This is a genomic window from Arthrobacter dokdonellae (genome assembly GCF_003268655.1).
In the GTDB taxonomy this organism is placed as follows: Bacteria; Actinomycetota; Actinomycetes; order Actinomycetales; family Micrococcaceae; genus Specibacter; species Specibacter dokdonellae.
Genome location: NZ_CP029642.1, coordinates 418,618 through 434,697, shown reverse-complemented (window position 1 = coordinate 434,697; position 16,080 = coordinate 418,618). Strand labels below are relative to the sequence as shown.

Below are 16,080 nucleotides of genomic sequence, written 5' to 3'. Positions count from 1 at the left end.
CACCAAGAAGGCGCCCGTGGTTGAAGGGCACGTTGAGCGCAGGGCCAAGGAGTCCACCAGTGACAAGGTGGTCGCCGGGGTTTCCCACACCATGCTGGCCCTGTGGGCACTCATCGTGTTCATCCCCCTCGGCTGGACGCTCCTGTCGTCCTTCAAGACGAGTACGGAAATCTTTGCGTCCCCGTTCTCCCTTCCGAAGACGTGGCAGTTCGGCAACTACGTCGACGCCTGGGTCACCGCCGGGATTGGCAGCTACTTCCTCAACACCGTGGTGGTGGTGGGCTCCGCCCTCGTGATCGTCATGGTCCTGGGGTCCATGTGTGCCTACGTGCTGGCCCGCTACGTCTTCCCGGGCCACCGCGTCATTTACTTCCTGATGCTCGCGGGCCTGACCTTCCCGATCTTCCTGGCCGTCGTGCCCCTGTTCTTCATCCTGAAAAACATGGGCCTGCTGAACACGCTGCCCGGCCTGATCATCGTCTACGTCGCCTTTGCGCTGCCGTTCACCGTGTTCTTCCTGTTCTCCTTCTTCAAGGCCCTCCCCGGGGAAATCGCCGAGGCGGCGCAGATCGACGGTGCCGGGGAGTGGCGGACGTTCTTCCAGGTCATGTTGCCCATGGCCAAGCCGGGCCTCGCCTCGGTGGCCATCTTTAACTTCCTGGGCCTGTGGAACCAGTACCTGATCCCTGTGGCCATCAACACCGACCAGAGCCATTGGGTGCTTTCCCAGGGCATTGTGGCCTTCGCAGGCCAAATGGGCTATGCCGTGAACTTCGGTGCCATGTTCGCTGCCGCCATCATCGTGGTGGTGCCGGTCCTGATTGCCTACATCGTCTTCCAGCGGCAGCTGCAGGGCTCGGTGTCCGCAGGCACCATGAAGTAGCGTCCCGTCCGTCCCGTCCGTTGAGGTTCGAGATAACGACCTCTCCGGCGCCCCCAGGGCGCCACTCAGAGGTCGTTATCTCGAACCTCAACTTTTCCAGCGGGTCATCGGGTTCCTTCAAGGGCTGATTTCCGACGGCGGTAGGCGGCCACGTGGGCACGGTTGCCGCAGTTGCCGGTGTCGCAATAGCGGCGGGAGCGGTTCTTGGACAGATCGATCAGCACGGCCCGGCAGTCATCGGCCGCACACACCTTCAGTCGCCCCAGCTCCTTGGCGCGGATGACGTCCACGAGCGCCATGGCGGCCTCCACCCCCATGCGCTGGGCCAGCGGGGCCGCCGGTGCGGTGGCATGCAGGTGCCAGTCCCACTGGTCATGCCTGACCAGCTGGGGCAGTGCCCCGGCCCCGGACAGCAGGGCGTTGACCCTGCACACGGCCTCGTCCTCGCCGGCCGTCCAAATGGCGCGAAGTTCGGCGCGCATCGCCCGTACGGCCTCCAATTCGGAGGCCGAGTGCTCACGTGAACCGGTGTACTGCTCCTGGATGACGAACGCATCCAACTCCTCAACCGTGGCCAGCGCGTCCGTGCCGGAGGTGCTTCCGGCCGGGCTGACGTCGATGGGCGCTGTGTTGATCAAATTGGCCGCGGACGCGAGGGCCACCTCAGTGTCATTCGTAAAAACCACTTTGACTCCTGACAATTGACGGGCGTAGTGTCATGAGTCTAACGCCTTTGACTCATGACATACGGACACGCCCATGACTGTTTCCCAGAACGCCCCCTCAACGGCCCTGCCCGGCGCCGCCGCCAAGGCTGCCTCGCCGGCCCTGCTTTTTGCCTTCGCCTCAGCTGCCACGTTCGCGCTGTCCGGCCCTTTTGCCAAGTCGCTCTTTGAGGCCGGCTGGTCGCCCGGCGCGGCGGTGGCGGCACGCATAGGGGGCGCCGCCGTCGTCCTTTTGGTCCCGGCGGCCATCAGCCTGGCGCGGCAGTGGGCTGCCGTGAAGGGCTCGCTGCTGCGCATCGCGGTGTACGGCATAGTGCCCATCGCGCTGTGCCAGCTGTTTTACTTCAACGCCGTGGCGCACCTTTCCGTGGGCGTGGCGCTGCTGCTGGAGTACCTCTCGCCGGTCCTGCTGGTGGGCTGGGCGTGGCTGACCACGCGCACCAGCCCACGGCTGCTGACCATTCTCGGCGCCGTCTGCGCCATGTCCGGACTGGTGCTGGTGCTGGACCTGGGCGGCAGCACGAAGGTCAGCATCGAGGGGATCCTGTGGGGTCTGGCGGCGGCGGTGTGCTCGGCCGTCTTCTTCATCATGTCGGCACGCAGCAATGACAACGTTCCGCCCATCCTCATGGCCGGCGGCGGCATGGCCGTGGGAGCCGCGCTCATCTTCGCCTTGGGCTTCGCCGGGCTGATGCCGCTGACGTTCTCTGCGTCGGATGTAGTTTTCGCCGGCCAGCTGGTTCCGTGGGTTGTACCCGTGCTGGGGCTGGTGCTCATCACGACCGTCTTTGCCTACGTGGCCGGCATCATTGCCACGCGCGGCCTGGGCTCCAAGGTGGCGTCCTTCGTGGCGCTGTTTGAGGTGCTGTTTGCCGTGATCTGGGCATGGATCCTGCTGGGGGAGATGCCGCGGCTGGTCCAGCTGCTGGGCGGGGTGTGCATCATGGCCGGCGTGGTGATGGTCCGGCTCGACGAGCTGCGCGGCGTCAACCGGCGCGGCCCGTCCTATGCCGTCGACCTGGCTGCCGGCTACCAGGTCGACGGCAGCCCGGCTGCCCCTGCCCCCGGCGACCCGGCCTCCGGCGCCGCACCCGTCAGGGGTGCGGCTGGAATCGGCTGAGACGGCCTGCCCGGTTTTCCGGCTACCGGCCGAAGCGCCGCAGCCGCAGCGAGTTTGCCACCACCAGCACCGAACTGGCGGCCATGGCGGCGCCGGCGATCATCGGATTCAACAGGCCCAGGGCAGCCACGGGGATGCCGATGGCATTGTAGAAGAACGCCCAGAACAGGTTCACCTTGATGGTGCCGAGCGTTTTCCGGGACAGTGTGATGGCCGTGGCCACCTGGCCCAGGTCGCTGCCCATCACGGTCAGGTCCGCCGCCTCCATGGCGACGTCGGTGCCCGAGCCCATGGCGATGCCGAGGTCCGCCTGGGCCAGGGCCGCGGCGTCGTTGACGCCGTCGCCGGCCATCGCCACCGTCGCGCCGGCGGCCTGCAGCTTCTTCACGGCGTCGACCTTGCCCTGCGGCAGGATGTCGGCGAAAACGTCCCCGGGAGCGATTCCGACGGCGGCGGCCACCTGCGCCGCCACCGCCGCGTTGTCGCCGGTGAGCAGGATGGGCCGCAGCCCCAGCTCCTTGAACCAAGCGACGGCGGCGGCCGAGTTTTCCTTGATGGTGTCCTTCAGGGCGATCAGCCCCGCGGCCTGGCCGTTGACGGCAACCCAGATGGCCGTGGTGCCCCGCTGCTGCTGTTCGGCCAGGGCCGCGCGCGAAGCCGCGGACAGTTCGACGCCGTTCTCCTCCAGCCATCCTGCCCTGCCGGCCACCACGGCACGCCCGTCGATCATGGCGCGCACGCCGCCGCCGGGGGAGGACGTGAAGTCCAGGACCTCGGGCAGCCCGCCCTGTGAGCGCGCGTGTCCGGCTATGGCGTGGGCAATCGGGTGCTCGCTGTGGGATTCCACCGCGCCCGCCAGCCGGAGGACATCCGGCGCGGGCAGTTTTCCGAGCGGAATGACGCCGGCCACGGACAGCCTGCCTTCGGTGACGGTGCCCGTCTTGTCCAGCAGGATGGTGTCCACGGTACGGGTGTCCTCCAGGACCCGCGGGCCCTTGATGAGGATGCCCAGCTGGGCTGCCCGGCCGGTGCCGGTCAGCAGCCCGACCGGTGTGGCCAGGCCGAGGGCGCACGGGCATGCGATGATCAGGACGGCGACGGCGGCCGTAAAGGCTGCCTGGATGTCGCCGCTGAAGACCAGCCACAGCGCAAACGTCAGGACGGCGACGCCAAGCACGATCGGGACGAACACGGCGCTGATTCGGTCGGCGAGCCGGGCGATGGGGGCCTTGCCGGCCTGTGCGGCGCTGACCAGCCGGCCCATCTGGGCAAGTGTTGTCTCAGCTCCCACCCGGGTTGCCCTGACCAGCAGCCGTCCGGAGGTGTTGATGGTGGCGCCCGTGACGGCGTCGCCCGCGGCCACGTCGACAGGCAGGGATTCGCCCGTGATGAGGGAGGTGTCGACGGCGGAGGCCCCGTTGGTGACGATGCCATCCGTGGCGACCTTCTCGCCGGGGCGGACCACAAAGGTCTCGCCGACGGCCAGATCGGCCGCGGGGATCTTGACCTCGGCACCCTCGCGCAGGACCGTGGCTTCCTTGGCGCCCAGGCTCAGCAGCGCCTTGAGGGCGTCGCCGGCCTTGGCTTTCGCCTTGGCCTCGAGGTAGCGCCCCAGCAGCAGGAACGTCACCACCACGGCGGAGACCTCAAAGTACAGGGCTGCATGGCCTTCCATGGCGGCGCCGGGGGCGGTGAGCTGGGGATCCAGGGCCAGCTCCACCGCGGAGAACAGGAACGCGGACGTGACGCCGATCGAGACGAGCGTGTCCATGGTGGAGGCAAGGTGGCGGGCGTTGATGGCCGCCGCGCTGTGGAACGGCCACGCCGACCATGTGACCACGGGCAGTGCCAGGATTCCGGCGGCCCATCCCCAGTGCGGGAACTGCAGCGCCGGGAACATGGAGACCAGGAATACCGGAACGGTCAGGATGGCGGCCAGGATCAGGCGCGGACGCAGCGACGCGGCGGTGCCGCCATGCGTCATGTGGTCATGACCTTCCTGCCCTGGGCCGGCTTGTTGCTCCGGGCCGGCGTCGTGCCCCCGCCGGGCTTCGTGCCAACGGAGGGGTCCGGCGTCGTGCCTGGGCGGGGAGGTAGTCTTCAGGGTGGCGGTGTAGCCGGTGGTCTTGACGGTGTCGAGGATCTGCTGGTCGGTGATTCCGGAGCTCACGGTGACCGCCGCGCTTTCCAGCGGGAGGTTCACGGACGCGCTGACCCCTTCGAGCGTGCCCAGTTTGCGTTCCACCCGGCTGACGCACGATGCGCAGGTCATGCCCTGGATGTCGAGCTCGACAAGGCGGGGTCCGGGGGAGGTGGCGTGGGGCAAAATGTCTGAGGTGCTCACGGCGCTCCTTACGTCGGGTCAGGCATTGTTGGCGACGACGAGGTAGCCCGCCTCCGCGACGGCCTCGCTGATTTCGGCGGGCTCCAGGGTCAAGGTCGAGGTGATGGTGACCTCGGATAGGCCGCCGGGGACGAGGTCGACGGCAACGTTTTCCACTCCCTTGAGTTCGCCCAGTTCCTCGGTCACGGCATTGACGCAGTGCCCGCAGGTCATGCCGGAGACGTTGATGGTGGTGGTGTGGCTCATGGCGTTAGCTCCTCAGGAGGCGGGAAATGGCGGCGGTGGCTTCGGAAACCTTTTCCGAGACTGTCCCGGGATTGCCGCTCGCCTGGGATTCGTTGGCGGCATTGACCACGCAATGGGCAATGTGGTCCTCCAGCAGGCCGATGCTCACGGCGTGGAGGGCCTTGTTGACGGCGGCCATCTGGGTCAGGATGTCGATGCAGTACTTGTCTTCCTCAACCATCCGGGCGATGCCGCGGACCTGCCCCTCGGCGCGCTTGAGCCGGCGGAGGTAGGCCTGCTTTTGCTCTGCATAGCCGTAGGGGCCGGCCGGTTCTTTTGCGGTTTCCATGTGCCCAAACTATACCCCTGCGGGGTATCGGTCAAGTACCCCCTGGGGGTATACCACCGCGCCGGCCGGCATTCGCCCCAAATTACCGGCCGAAAAGTCTTGCCCGGACGGCTCGGGGTGGCAAGACTTGGACGCATGGCTACCAACGGAGAACTGTCAAAAACCACCTATCTGCTGGCCGTGGGCACCAAGAAGGGCCTGTGGCTGGGCACCAGCGCGGACCGGGCCAACTACACGTTCACCGGTCCGCACTTTCTGATGCACGAGATCCCCAGCGTCGGCATCGACACGCGCAACAACCACACCCGCATCCTGGTGGGCGTGCGCAGCGAGCACTGGGGCCCCACGGTGGCGCACTCGGACGACCTCGGGGAGACGTGGACGGAGCCTGAAAACGGCGCCATCACCTTCCCGCCGGACACTGACGCCGCCCTGGAGCGCGTCTGGCAGATCCAGCCCGACACCGAGGACCGCGCCGGTGTGGTGTGGGCCGGCTGCGAGCCAATCTCAGTGTGGAAGTCCACCGACGGCGGCGAGCACTTTGAGCTGAACCGCGGCCTGTGGGACCACCCGCACCGCAGCGAATGGGGCGCGGGATTTGGCGGCGCGGCGGCGCACACCGTGCTCCCCAGCCCCGCCGATCCGAACACCATCCATATCGCCATGAGCACAGGAGGCGTCTACCGCAGCACGGACGCGGGCAGCTCGTGGGAGCCCCGGAACAAGGGCATCAGTGCCGGCTTCATGCCGGACGCCGAGCCTGAATTCGGCCAGTGCGTGCACAAGGTGGCCCGGGACCCGAACGTCCCGGAAACGCTGTACGCGCAAAACCACCACGGCGTCTACCGCACCGATGACAACGGCGACACCTGGAATTCGATCGCCGAGGGCCTGCCCACGGACTTTGGCTTCACGATGCTCACGCACCCGCGCCGGTCCGGAACGGCCTGGGTGGTCCCGATCATGGCGGACAGTGAGCGGATCCCGCCGGGCGGCCAGCTGGCGGTGCACCGGACGGACGACGCCGGCGCCTCGTGGATACGTTTGGCCGACGGCTTGGTGGAGCCGGAGTTCAACGTGGTGCTGCGCGACGCCGCGGCCGTGGACACCGAGGAACCGGCCGGCGTCTACTTCGGCACCCGCGGCGGCACCGTGTACGCCAGTGCCGACGAGGGCAACAGCTTTGTTCCCGTCCTCAGCCAGCTGCCGGATGTCCTGTGTGTCCGTGCCGCCGTCGTCGAGCTCTAAGTGTCCAGCTCCAATGGGGGTGCCGGCAGGAGAGGAGGGGGTGTGGCGGAGGTCAGTGTGTTGATACCGAGCCTGCTGCGGCCCGTCACGGGAGGGCAGGAAGAATTGCGCCTGGACGTGGACACCGGCGGGGCCACGGTGGCCGAGCTGCTGGACGCCATCGGCGCGCAATACCCGGTCTTCAATCGGCGGGTACGCGACGAAACGGGCACGTTGCGCCGCTTCGTGAACATCTATCTGGACGGCGACGACGTCCGGCGGCTTGACGGGCTGAAAACCCGTGTCGCCGCCGGAGCGGAAGTCATGGTCATGCAATCGGTGGCCGGGGGCTGAGCCCTCGGCCTGGCCTTGCCGGCGTGTCAGCGGCGGCTAAATGGCGTCGAGGTCCGTTTCCAGCATCTCGACCAGCTTGTCCAGCGCCGCATCCGCGCCCTCGCCCTCGGCGCGCAGCACCACCACGCTGCCGTGCTCGGCGCCCAGCGTCATGAGGGACAGGATGCTGCTGGCGTCCATGGCGTCGTCGGCCGGGGCGCCGTCCATGGCGATCGTGACCTCCACTCCGGCATTCCCTGCGGCCTCGGCGAAGAGGGAGGCGGGGCGGGCGTGCAGGCCGGAGCTGCTGGCAACGGTTGCTTTACGTTCGGACATGGTTTCCTCCTGGGGAGCTGTGGGTGAAATCGGGAGGCCGGTGGTCCCGGCCGGGTCGGGGAAGGGCCGGGTCTAGAGACCAAGCTCTGCCAGGATGGGCAGTTTCCCACGCGCCCGGTCCCGTGCTTCCTCGGGGCTGGTTGCGCGTAGGGCAAGTGTAGCGATTTCCTGCGCCTCTTTCAGGGTGACCGTGGCCAGGACCGAGGCGACGGCCGCGAGCGAGCGCGCCGTCATGGACAGCGTGCTCACCCCCAGTCCCACGAGGACGACGGCGAGGGCCGGGTCCGCTGCCGCCTCGCCGCACACGCCCACGGGTTTCCCGTTTCCCTCGGCTGCGGAGCCGGCCACGGTCAGGCGGACCAGCGCAAGGACCGCGGGCTGCCACGGGTTGTTCAGGGCGGCCAGCGGCCCCAGCTGGCGGTCAGCCGCCATGGCGTACTGCGTGAGGTCGTTGGTGCCCAGACTGGCGAATTCAACTTCGCGCAGGATCGATTCGGCCGTCACGGCCGCGGACGGGACCTCCACCATGACACCCGGTGTCTTCAGCCCGGCGGCCGCGCACAGGGATGCGAAGTGGGCAGCCTCGGCCGGAGTGGAAATCATGGGGGCCATCACCCAGACGTCGGCCGTGGAGCCTGCGGCCGCCTCGGCAACGGCGGCGAGCTGGCGCTCCAGCACGCCGGGGGAGGAGGTGTCCGTCCGGTAGCCGCGAACGCCCAGGGCAGGGTTGGGTTCCGTGGCGTCGGTGAGGAACGGCAGCGGCTTGTCCGCCCCGGCGTCGAGCGTGCGGACCACCACCTTTTTGCCCGGGAACGCGTCAAACACGCCCTTGTAGGCCTGTACCTGTTCAGCGATGGACGGCTCGGTCTCGCGTTCCAGGAAGCAGAATTCGGTGCGGAGCAGGCCCACGCCCTCCGCGCCGGCGTCCGCTGCCTTGACGGCATCCTTGGCCCCGCCCACATTGGCAAGGAGCGGGACCAGGTGGCCGTCCGCCGTCGTGCCCTGGCCGGTGAAGGCGGACAGGGTGGATGCGTTCGCGGCCCAGGCGGCAGCCGCGGCGCGCTCGCCGTCGCCGGGGTCGGTGGAGATGGTTCCGGCCGCGCCGTCGACGTAAATTTCGGTGCCATCAGGCAACCGGTCCACCCCGGCTGCGGCAACCACGGCGGGGAGCCCCAGGGAGCGGGCGATGATGGCAGTGTGGGACTGCGGGCCGCCGCCGGAGGTGACCAGGGCAACCACCACGGCGGGATCCAGTGTGGCGGTGTCCGCAGGCGCCAGGTCCTCCGCCACGAGAATGAAGGGCGTGGCGGAGGCGGGGATGCCGGGGGCGGGAACGCCGCGCAGCGCGGCCACGATCCGGGCGCGGACGTCCAGGACGTCCGTGGCGCGCTCGGCCATGTAGCCGCCCAGGTTCACGAGCATGGCTGCCACGGCCTCGGCGGCTTCCCAGGCCGCGCGCTCGGCGGACGTGCCCGTATTGATCAGCTTGACGGCGGCCTTGATGAGCATGGGGTCCGTGGCCATGAGTGCGGTGGCCTCCAGGACGGCCTTCGCGTCGCCGACGGCCACGGCGGCGCGGCCGCGAAGCTCTTCATGGACGGCCTTGGCGGCCGCCTTCAACGCGTCCGCGGCACCGTCGGCGGTGGTCCCGGGTGCCAGTTTTTCGCCGGCAGGCGGCTCGGCCAGCGGGCGCGGCATTTGCCTGACCAGTCCCACGATCCGTCCAGGGCTGACGCCCACTCCTGGGAAATTCTGCATTGAAAGTCCTCGTGTTCCGTGCTTGCCGGGTGCGGTGCCCAGCGGGTGCGGGGACCAAAAACCACTTCTGTGATTCACTTCATATAACGTTGCTATAGGTGATAGGGTAGCAGCCATGAACTTCGACGGCCAGCTTCCACCCAAGGGCAGGCTGCTCAAAGCCGCCGCTGAATTGCTGGCCAACTCGGCCGGCAAGACGGTCTCGACCCGGCAAATCACCGAGTTGGCGGGCGTGACGGCACCGACCCTGTACCACCACTTTGGCGACAAGGAGGGACTGTTCAACGCGGTCATCGATGCCGGCTTTGAAGAGTATGTGGCCGGTGAGCACAACTTTGCGCCCACCGGCAAGCCGCTGATGGACGTCCGGCAGATTTGGGACAACCACCTGAAGTTCGGCCTGGACAATCCGCAGCTGTATTCGGTGATGTTTGGCAACATCCGCCCGGAAAGCCGTCCGGCGCGGGTTGCCGAGGCCGAAGGCTTCATGGAAGAAATGCTGGAGAAGGCCGCCGCCGCCGGCCAGCTCTGCGTAACACCTTCGGAGGCCGCACGCAGCATCCTGGCCGCCAACGTGGGCGTCACCTTGATGCTCATTGCCGAACCGGCGGCCGAGCGCAATTTCGATTTGTCCGACATGACGCGCGAGGCCGTCATTTCCGCCGTCTCCTCGGAAACGGAACTGAACGCCGCCGGGGCGCCGATTGGGGCATCGTCGGTGGTCGTGGCGGCCATCGCCCTTAACGCGGCCCTTGAGTCATCGCACCCGGAACAGCTGTCCACCACGGAACTGAAGCTGTTCCTGGAGTGGCTGGACCGCATCGCCAAAACTTCATAGCAACACCTCCATCACCCACCCTGCCTGCGCAGACGCAGGACCAACGGTTAGGAATCCTTCATGGCAACATCATCAGTGGCCGCCCGCAAGGGAGGCGCGAGAGTTGGGGTGCAGAAATTCGGCACCTTCCTTTCAGGCATGATCATGCCCAACATTGGGGCGTTCATTGCCTGGGGCATCGTCACCGCCTTGTTCATTCCCACGGGCTTCACACCCAACGGGACACTGAACGAGATGGTGGGCCCCATGATCACCTACCTGCTTCCGCTGCTGATCGCGTACACGGGCGGAAAGATGATCCACGGCGTCCGCGGCGGCGTGGTGGGGGCGGCCGCGACAATGGGTGTCATTGTCGGCACCGACATCCCCATGTTCATCGGCGCCATGATCATGGGCCCCCTCACCGCCTACGTCATGAAAAAGCTGGACAAGATCTGGGAAGGCCGCGTCAAGCCGGGCTTTGAGATGTTGATCGACAACTTCTCCGCCGGCATCCTGGCCGCCATCATGGCCATTGTCGGCAAGCTGGTGGTGGGCCCCATGGTCGTCGCCTTCAGCAACGGGGCCAGCGCGGTGGTGGAGTTCCTGGTCCACCACGGCCTGCTGCCGCTGACCAGCATCTTCATCGAACCCGCGAAGGTGCTGTTCCTGAACAACGCCGTCAACCATGGCATCCTCACACCCCTCGGCACCGAGCAGGCACTGCAGCAGGGCAAGTCCATCCTGTTCCTGCTCGAGGCCAACCCCGGCCCGGGCCTCGGCCTGCTGCTGGCCTACGCCATCTTTGGCCGGGGCCTGGCCAGGGCCTCAGCGCCCGGTGCCGCGCTGATCCAGTTCGTCGGCGGCATCCACGAGATCTACTTCCCGTACGTGCTGATGAAGCCGGTCATGATTCTCGCCACCATCGGTGGCGGCATGACGGGCATCTTCATGCTCGTCATCACCGGTTCCGGCCTGCGGGCACCCGCGGCCCCTGGCAGCATCTTTGCCGTGTACGCGATGACGGCCAGCGACAGCTACGTTGGCGTCACGCTGTCGGTGGTGCTCGCCGCCACCGTGTCGTTCCTGATCGGCTCGTTCATCCTAAAGGTCAGCCCCATCCCCGCCGACACTGACGGATTGGGCGAGGCCACCGCCAAGATGGAAGAGCTCAAGGGCAAGAAGAGCTCGGTGGCCTCGGCCTTGGCCGGCGCCGCGAACCGGGGTCCCATCTCCACCGTGGTCTTTGCCTGCGACGCCGGCATGGGCTCAAGCGCCATGGGAGCCTCGGTGCTGCGCAACATGATCAGGAAGGCCGGCTTCCCCGAGGTCAAGGTCAGCAACTCGGCGATCGCCAACCTGACCGACACGTACGACGTCGTCGTCACCCACCAGGACTTGGCGGAACGGGCGGCCCCCTACACGTCCAGCGCCACGCACTTCGCGGTGGACAACTTCATGAACAGCCCGCGCTACGGCGAGATCGTTGAGCTCGTGAAGGCGAGCAACGCGCCCGACTCTGCGCCGACCGCCGTCGTTCCCGAGGCTGCCGACGATGCCGCCGATTCCGGCGGCGAAGGCGCGGTCGGCGACGTCCTGACCCGCGAAAGCGTCGTCCTGGACGGTTCGGCCACCACCCGCGATGCCGCCATCGACGAGGCAGGCACCCTGCTCCTGGCCCGCGGGGCCGTGAATGCCGCCTACGTGGCGGCCATGCATGAACGCGAGGAATCCGTCTCCACCTACATGGGCAACTTCCTGGCCATCCCGCACGGCACCAACGAGGCCAAGGGGAACATCGCAAGCTCGGCGGTGTCCATCATCCGCTACCCGGCGGGCATCGACTGGAACGGCAAGCCCGTGAAGTTCGTGGTGGGCGTGGCCGGAGTGAACAACGAGCACCTGGCCATCCTGTCCTCCATTGCCCGCGTGTTCACCGACAAGGAACAGGTGGCACGGCTGGAACAGGCCACCAGCGCCGACGAGGTCCTGGACATCTTCGGAAGGGTCAACGCCTAGTGAAAACAGTCCATTTTGGGGCCGGGAACATCGGCCGCGGGTTCGTGGGGCTGCTGCTCCACAACGCCGGCTACGAGATTGTCTTTGCCGACGTGGCCGAGGCGCTCATCAACGAGCTGGCGGCTACGGACAGCTACGACGTCCACGAGGTGGGTGATAACGCGGCAGTGCACACGGTCGACAACTTCCGTGCCCTGAACTCGGCGGCTGCCCCTGGTGCCGTGGTTGCGGAAATCGCGACGGCGGACATGGTCACCACCGCCGTGGGCCCGAACATCCTCAAGTTCGTGGCTCCGCTGATTGCCCGTGGAATCGCGGCGCGGGATGCGTCCCAGCCTCCGCTGCAGGTGATGGCCTGCGAGAACGCGATCAATGCCACGGACATCCTCGAGGCGGCCGTCCGCGCAGACGGTGCTGACGGAGCGGACACCGTGGACGCGGCCACGGTTGACGCCCGGGCGGTGTTCGCCAACACGGCGGTGGACCGCATCGTGCCCAACCAGGAAGCGGGCCAGGGCCTGGACGTGACGGTGGAGACGTTCTTTGAATGGGTCATCGACAAGACTCCGTTCCATGGGGCGGAGCCTGCCATCCCGGGCGTCACCTTTGTGGACGGTCTGGCACCCTACATTGAGCGCAAGCTGTTCACGGTGAACACCGGGCACGCGGCCACGGCCTACTTCGGCTATGCGGCCGGGATCGAAAAGATTTCGGACGCCATGGCGGACCCGGACGTCCAGACCAAGGTCCGGGCGGTGCTGGAGGAGACCAAGGGACTGCTGGTTAAGAAGCATGAATTTGGCGAGGCAGAGCAGGAGGCGTACGTAGGGAAGATCCTGCGGCGCTTCTCCAATCCGCACCTGCCCGACACCGTGGTGCGCGTGGGGCGCGCGCCGCTGCGCAAGCTCGGCCGCCACGAGCGGTTCATCGGCCCGGCCGCGGAACTGGCAGAAAACGGTGTCCGGCCCGTTGCGCTGCTGGAGGCGGTGGCCGCGGCACTGCGCTTTGCCGACGCCGGGGATGCCGAAGCCGTTGAACTGGCCTCCATCCTGGCCGACAACACGGCCGACGCAGCCACGGAACGGATCACCGGCTTGGCTCCTGCGCACCCGCTGTTTCCAGGGGTCCGTGACGTGATATCAGACGCACAAGCCCGGTAGGGCAAGTGTGAGATGCAGCAGGCCGGCGGGCTGTCCGTCGGCCTGCTGGGTTTTGGGTTTAAAAATGACTAGAATATACTTCCTAGACGTACTTATATTTCCCGATTGTGTGATCTAGACTTGGTGTATGGGCACGATGGATCGGCCCGGCAGCACTGGGGATTCCACCCCCGCCGGACCGCCTCTTTTGGATCAGACCCCCGGCCGCAGGCCGGAGGAGCACAAGCGTGCGCGTCCCGCGCCAGTCCTCGCCGGGCCAGCTTTTCCGGCAGCCGCCGTTGCCGGGGACGCGCCGTCCCGGGGGCCCGGCACCGTTTCGGATGCTGCGGCGGCACAAGCCGCGCAGGCATCCGCCGCCACCGCGGGGACAAGTGCCGCCACGGCAGGCGTGATGGGCGACGCCGTTGGCGTGGTGCCGGAGGCGGCGTTGGCGGCGTTGATCGCCTCGGACCCTGACGCCGGGGAACCGTTCACGGCCACGAGCGGGGCCGCGTGCGCCCGCCAGCCCGCCGTCCCCGACGACTGGGCCGGCTGGCCCAGCGATGAGGACATTGACCGGCTGATTGCCTCCATGCCCGAGGACGGCTGGGCGGACCGGGCTGCTCCCGACGGAACCGGCGGGACCGCGGTGTTTCCGTTCCCGATGGCCGATGCGCCGTGGGCGGTCCCGGACCAGTGCGACCCGGCCGTGTCCCTGCTTCCGGGCCCGGCGGACCTGGGCCGGGTACGGATCCTCCAGGCGTCCGTCCCGGACCTGCCCGAGGCCCCGCGGCCGGCCAACCCGGCCCATGTGGCCTGGTCCCCGGTGGCCGGGGCGGACGCCCTGGCACACCTGGACCCGCACAGGCTCGGGGAGAACGACCTGCTGGACTACATCCACGCCGCCAACCGGCTCTGCGCCTTCGCCCGCGCCATGGAAAACGACGCCCTGGCCGTCTTCGCCACCCGCCGCCCGCCCCTGCCCAGCGAACAACCCGCCACCACCGCCGGCAAGCTCCAAGCAGGAACACTCCACGACACCGGGGAGCTCCAGGACACCGGGGAGCCCGGGCCGGGCGGACTTGGGCGGGACGGGGAGCTGGGGCGGGCAGGGGAGTTGGGGGAGGCCTGGCGCCGGTCCCGGTACGCGGCCGCGGAGATCATGGCCGTGCACTGCGTGGGGATCGGCACCGCGCACCAGCTCCTCGATGACGCCGAAACCCTGGCGAACAACCTGCCCGCCACCACCGCCCTGTTCCGGGACGGGCTGCTGGACCCGGTACGGATCAAGGCCATCCTGGCCGGGCTGGAAAACGTCCCCGCCGACGTCCAGACACTGATCGAGCCGCTGTTCCTGCCCGGGGCCGCACGGACGAACCCGCGGGCCCTGACCCGCAAGATCCGTGCCCTGGCCCAAAAACACCACCCCGAACCCCTCACCGAACGCCACCAACGCGCCCGGACCCAACGCCGGGTCTGGTTCACCGCACTGCCCGACGGCATGGCCCAACTCAGCGCCGTCCTGGACGCCGCCCCCGCCAAGTCCCTCTACGACACCCTCGACGCCTGGGCCCGCCACGCCCAACACGAAGGCACCCTGCCCGGCGGGGCGCCCAGCACCGCCACGACCCCCACCGGCCGTCCCTCCCGCTCCCTGGACAACTACCGCGCCGACACCCTCCTGGACCTCCTCCACCAAGCCCTCCACCCCACCACCAACCGCGCCGGCCGCAGCAACAGCGGCAACCGCGGCGGCAACACCCCAGGCGGCGGCGCCAACGGCGGCGGCAGCACCCAAGGCGGCAGGGCCAACGGCGGCGGGCCCGCGGGGAGCGCCGCCCGGGACGCGGCCGGCCCCCCGCTCCCGGTGCCCGTCGCAGTCCCAGAACCGGTGCCGGAGCCGCGGTTCACCTTCGGCATCTCGGCGAAGATCTCCGTCACCGTGCCGGCCCTGACACTGCTGGGCCACTCCGAAGAGCCCGGCTACCTGGACGGCTACGGCCCCATCCCGCCCGAACAGGCCCGCGAACTCGCCGCCGGATCCTACTGGTGGGAACGGCTCCTGACCGACCCCGCCACCACCCCGACGGCACCCCCCTGCCCAAAGGCGAAACCAGCGTCGAAAACCTCCGCCCCCGCGACACCTACTGCCACCAACTCAAAGACAACCCCGACACCGGCTGGACCGTCGAACCCCACAGCCCCCAACAAACCAAAACCACCACACCCACCGGCCGCACCTACCTCCACACCCAAACCAACGAACCCTGCCCCTTCTAGAAGCACACGGGCCGTTCTAACCGTCCCTTAGGATTCCAGACAGTTGTGTTCGCCTTGAGCCAGACATGTGCGACCGTCGTACACATCAGACTCCGGAGAATTCCACCAACCGTCCCGATTTGCCAGATCAGCGGCAATAGAGCGGTCCGATGGAGGCAATTGTGAAGCGTGCCTGATCATCGTCCGCGGATGCCTGAACGCCGGGCATTCAAGCGAAGGAACGACGGGCGGGCGTTGTTTGCTTCATTCTGCAGTGGCACCGTCCTGGAATGACTCACCAACGATTGAGCGGTTTGGAGTTGCCGTACACCTGAGACAGGCGGTGCAGCTCGGTACGGTGCCACAACGTTTTCCACGACCCTCCGGGCATCTGGTGTGCAGGGTTTCAGGTGTGCGGCGTCTTGCCGCATCCAACTGCGCGCTGGAGCCCAGATCGAAGCACTGGCGGGCAGCTTGGCCTAAACTCAGACTCCGGAGGGGGATCCTGCGGTACGTTGGGCCTAACAGCTCGTGCGGATCACCCAG

14 protein-coding genes are annotated in these 16,080 nt (G+C 67.8%); 8 read left to right on the top strand and 6 right to left on the bottom strand.

Annotation, left to right across the window (positions count from 1 at the left end; genetic code table 11):
* The first annotated feature begins 91 nt into the window (after positions 1–91).
* The gene (locus tag DMB86_RS01970; RefSeq protein ID WP_418202315.1) at positions 92–883 is read left to right on the top strand and encodes a carbohydrate ABC transporter permease; all 792 of its coding nucleotides are present in this window, start codon (positions 92–94) and stop codon (positions 881–883) included.
* A 104-nt stretch (positions 884–987) separates the two neighbouring features.
* On the opposite strand, the gene DMB86_RS01965 is transcribed toward DMB86_RS01970, so the two are convergent.
* A complete protein-coding gene (locus DMB86_RS01965; RefSeq protein ID WP_113716330.1) occupies positions 988–1,569 on the bottom strand; it encodes a CGNR zinc finger domain-containing protein in 582 nt (193 codons plus the stop codon).
* A 73-nt stretch (positions 1,570–1,642) separates the two neighbouring features.
* Here DMB86_RS01965 and DMB86_RS01960 point away from each other — a divergent pair, with 73 nt between their 5' ends.
* Entirely contained in the window at positions 1,643–2,728 is a 1,086-nt protein-coding gene (locus DMB86_RS01960; RefSeq protein ID WP_113716329.1) for an EamA family transporter, read from the top strand.
* A gap of 22 nt (positions 2,729–2,750) precedes the next feature.
* Here DMB86_RS01960 and DMB86_RS01955 read toward each other — a convergent pair whose 3' ends face one another.
* The 3 genes from DMB86_RS01955 to DMB86_RS01945 form a co-directional block, all read right to left on the bottom strand.
* A complete protein-coding gene (locus DMB86_RS01955; protein WP_113719264.1) occupies positions 2,751–5,000 on the bottom strand; it encodes a heavy metal translocating P-type ATPase in 2,250 nt (749 codons plus the stop codon).
* Positions 5,001–5,090: 90 nt separating this feature from the next.
* Complete coding sequence (locus tag DMB86_RS01950; RefSeq protein WP_113716328.1) at positions 5,091–5,318, bottom strand: heavy-metal-associated domain-containing protein; 228 nt, start codon at positions 5,316–5,318, stop codon at positions 5,091–5,093.
* Positions 5,319–5,322: 4 nt separating this feature from the next.
* The gene (locus DMB86_RS01945; RefSeq protein WP_113716327.1) at positions 5,323–5,646 is read right to left on the bottom strand and encodes a metal-sensitive transcriptional regulator; all 324 of its coding nucleotides are present in this window, start codon (positions 5,644–5,646) and stop codon (positions 5,323–5,325) included.
* Positions 5,647–5,781: 135 nt separating this feature from the next.
* Between DMB86_RS01945 and DMB86_RS01940 the strand changes: the two genes are divergently transcribed.
* Together DMB86_RS01940 and DMB86_RS01935 are read left to right on the top strand one after the other, a co-directional pair.
* Positions 5,782–6,894 carry a WD40/YVTN/BNR-like repeat-containing protein gene (locus DMB86_RS01940; RefSeq protein ID WP_113716326.1) on the top strand — a complete coding sequence of 371 codons (1,113 nt, stop codon included), beginning with the start codon at positions 5,782–5,784 and terminating at the stop codon, positions 6,892–6,894.
* A 42-nt stretch (positions 6,895–6,936) separates the two neighbouring features.
* Positions 6,937–7,227: a MoaD/ThiS family protein gene (locus DMB86_RS01935; protein ID WP_113716325.1), complete on the top strand. Its 291-nt coding sequence runs from the start codon at positions 6,937–6,939 to the stop codon at positions 7,225–7,227.
* A 36-nt stretch (positions 7,228–7,263) separates the two neighbouring features.
* Here DMB86_RS01935 and DMB86_RS01930 read toward each other — a convergent pair whose 3' ends face one another.
* Both DMB86_RS01930 and ptsP read right to left on the bottom strand, forming a co-directional pair.
* Complete coding sequence (locus DMB86_RS01930) at positions 7,264–7,542, bottom strand: HPr family phosphocarrier protein (protein ID WP_113716324.1); 279 nt, start codon at positions 7,540–7,542, stop codon at positions 7,264–7,266.
* Between the two features lie 72 nt (positions 7,543–7,614).
* Entirely contained in the window at positions 7,615–9,300 is a 1,686-nt protein-coding gene (ptsP, locus tag DMB86_RS01925) for a phosphoenolpyruvate--protein phosphotransferase (protein WP_113716323.1), read from the bottom strand.
* A gap of 115 nt (positions 9,301–9,415) precedes the next feature.
* Here ptsP and DMB86_RS01920 point away from each other — a divergent pair, with 115 nt between their 5' ends.
* The 4 genes from DMB86_RS01920 to DMB86_RS21410 all read left to right on the top strand — a co-directional run bounded on the left by DMB86_RS01920 (position 9,416) and on the right by DMB86_RS21410 (position 15,586).
* Positions 9,416–10,138, top strand: a complete 723-nt coding sequence (locus tag DMB86_RS01920; RefSeq protein WP_113716322.1) for a TetR/AcrR family transcriptional regulator — start codon at positions 9,416–9,418, stop codon at positions 10,136–10,138.
* A gap of 60 nt (positions 10,139–10,198) precedes the next feature.
* Positions 10,199–12,136: a PTS mannitol transporter subunit IICBA gene (locus DMB86_RS01915; RefSeq protein ID WP_113716321.1), complete on the top strand. Its 1,938-nt coding sequence runs from the start codon at positions 10,199–10,201 to the stop codon at positions 12,134–12,136.
* A complete protein-coding gene (locus DMB86_RS01910; protein ID WP_113716320.1) occupies positions 12,136–13,296 on the top strand; it encodes a mannitol-1-phosphate 5-dehydrogenase in 1,161 nt (386 codons plus the stop codon). Before DMB86_RS01915 ends, DMB86_RS01910 begins: the two co-directional genes overlap by 1 nt.
* Positions 13,297–13,423: 127 nt before the next feature.
* On the top strand, positions 13,424–15,586 hold the full coding sequence (locus tag DMB86_RS21410) for a DUF222 domain-containing protein (RefSeq protein WP_129545443.1): 2,163 nt from the start codon (positions 13,424–13,426) through the stop codon (positions 15,584–15,586).
* Positions 15,587–16,080: the final 494 nt, after the last annotated feature.

Excerpts from the sequence above, each read along its gene's own strand:
- DMB86_RS01955 (WP_113719264.1), bottom strand. The coding sequence starts at position 5,000 with ATGACCTGCGCATCGTGCGTCAGCCGGGTGGAACGCAAACTGGGCACG.
- DMB86_RS01950 (WP_113716328.1), bottom strand. The coding sequence starts at position 5,318 with ATGAGCCACACCACCACCATCAACGTCTCCGGCATGACCTGCGGGCAC.
- DMB86_RS21410 (WP_129545443.1), top strand. The coding sequence starts at position 13,424 with ATGGGCACGATGGATCGGCCCGGCAGCACTGGGGATTCCACCCCCGCC.
- DMB86_RS01915 (WP_113716321.1), top strand. The coding sequence starts at position 10,199 with ATGGCAACATCATCAGTGGCCGCCCGCAAGGGAGGCGCGAGAGTTGGG.
- DMB86_RS01920 (WP_113716322.1), top strand. The coding sequence starts at position 9,416 with ATGAACTTCGACGGCCAGCTTCCACCCAAGGGCAGGCTGCTCAAAGCC.
- DMB86_RS01945 (WP_113716327.1), bottom strand. The coding sequence starts at position 5,646 with ATGGAAACCGCAAAAGAACCGGCCGGCCCCTACGGCTATGCAGAGCAA.
- ptsP (WP_113716323.1), bottom strand. The coding sequence starts at position 9,300 with ATGCAGAATTTCCCAGGAGTGGGCGTCAGCCCTGGACGGATCGTGGGA.
- DMB86_RS01960 (WP_113716329.1), top strand. The coding sequence starts at position 1,643 with ATGACTGTTTCCCAGAACGCCCCCTCAACGGCCCTGCCCGGCGCCGCC.
- DMB86_RS01930 (WP_113716324.1), bottom strand. The coding sequence starts at position 7,542 with ATGTCCGAACGTAAAGCAACCGTTGCCAGCAGCTCCGGCCTGCACGCC.
- DMB86_RS01970 (WP_418202315.1), top strand. The coding sequence starts at position 92 with ATGCTGGCCCTGTGGGCACTCATCGTGTTCATCCCCCTCGGCTGGACG.
- DMB86_RS01940 (WP_113716326.1), top strand. The coding sequence starts at position 5,782 with ATGGCTACCAACGGAGAACTGTCAAAAACCACCTATCTGCTGGCCGTG.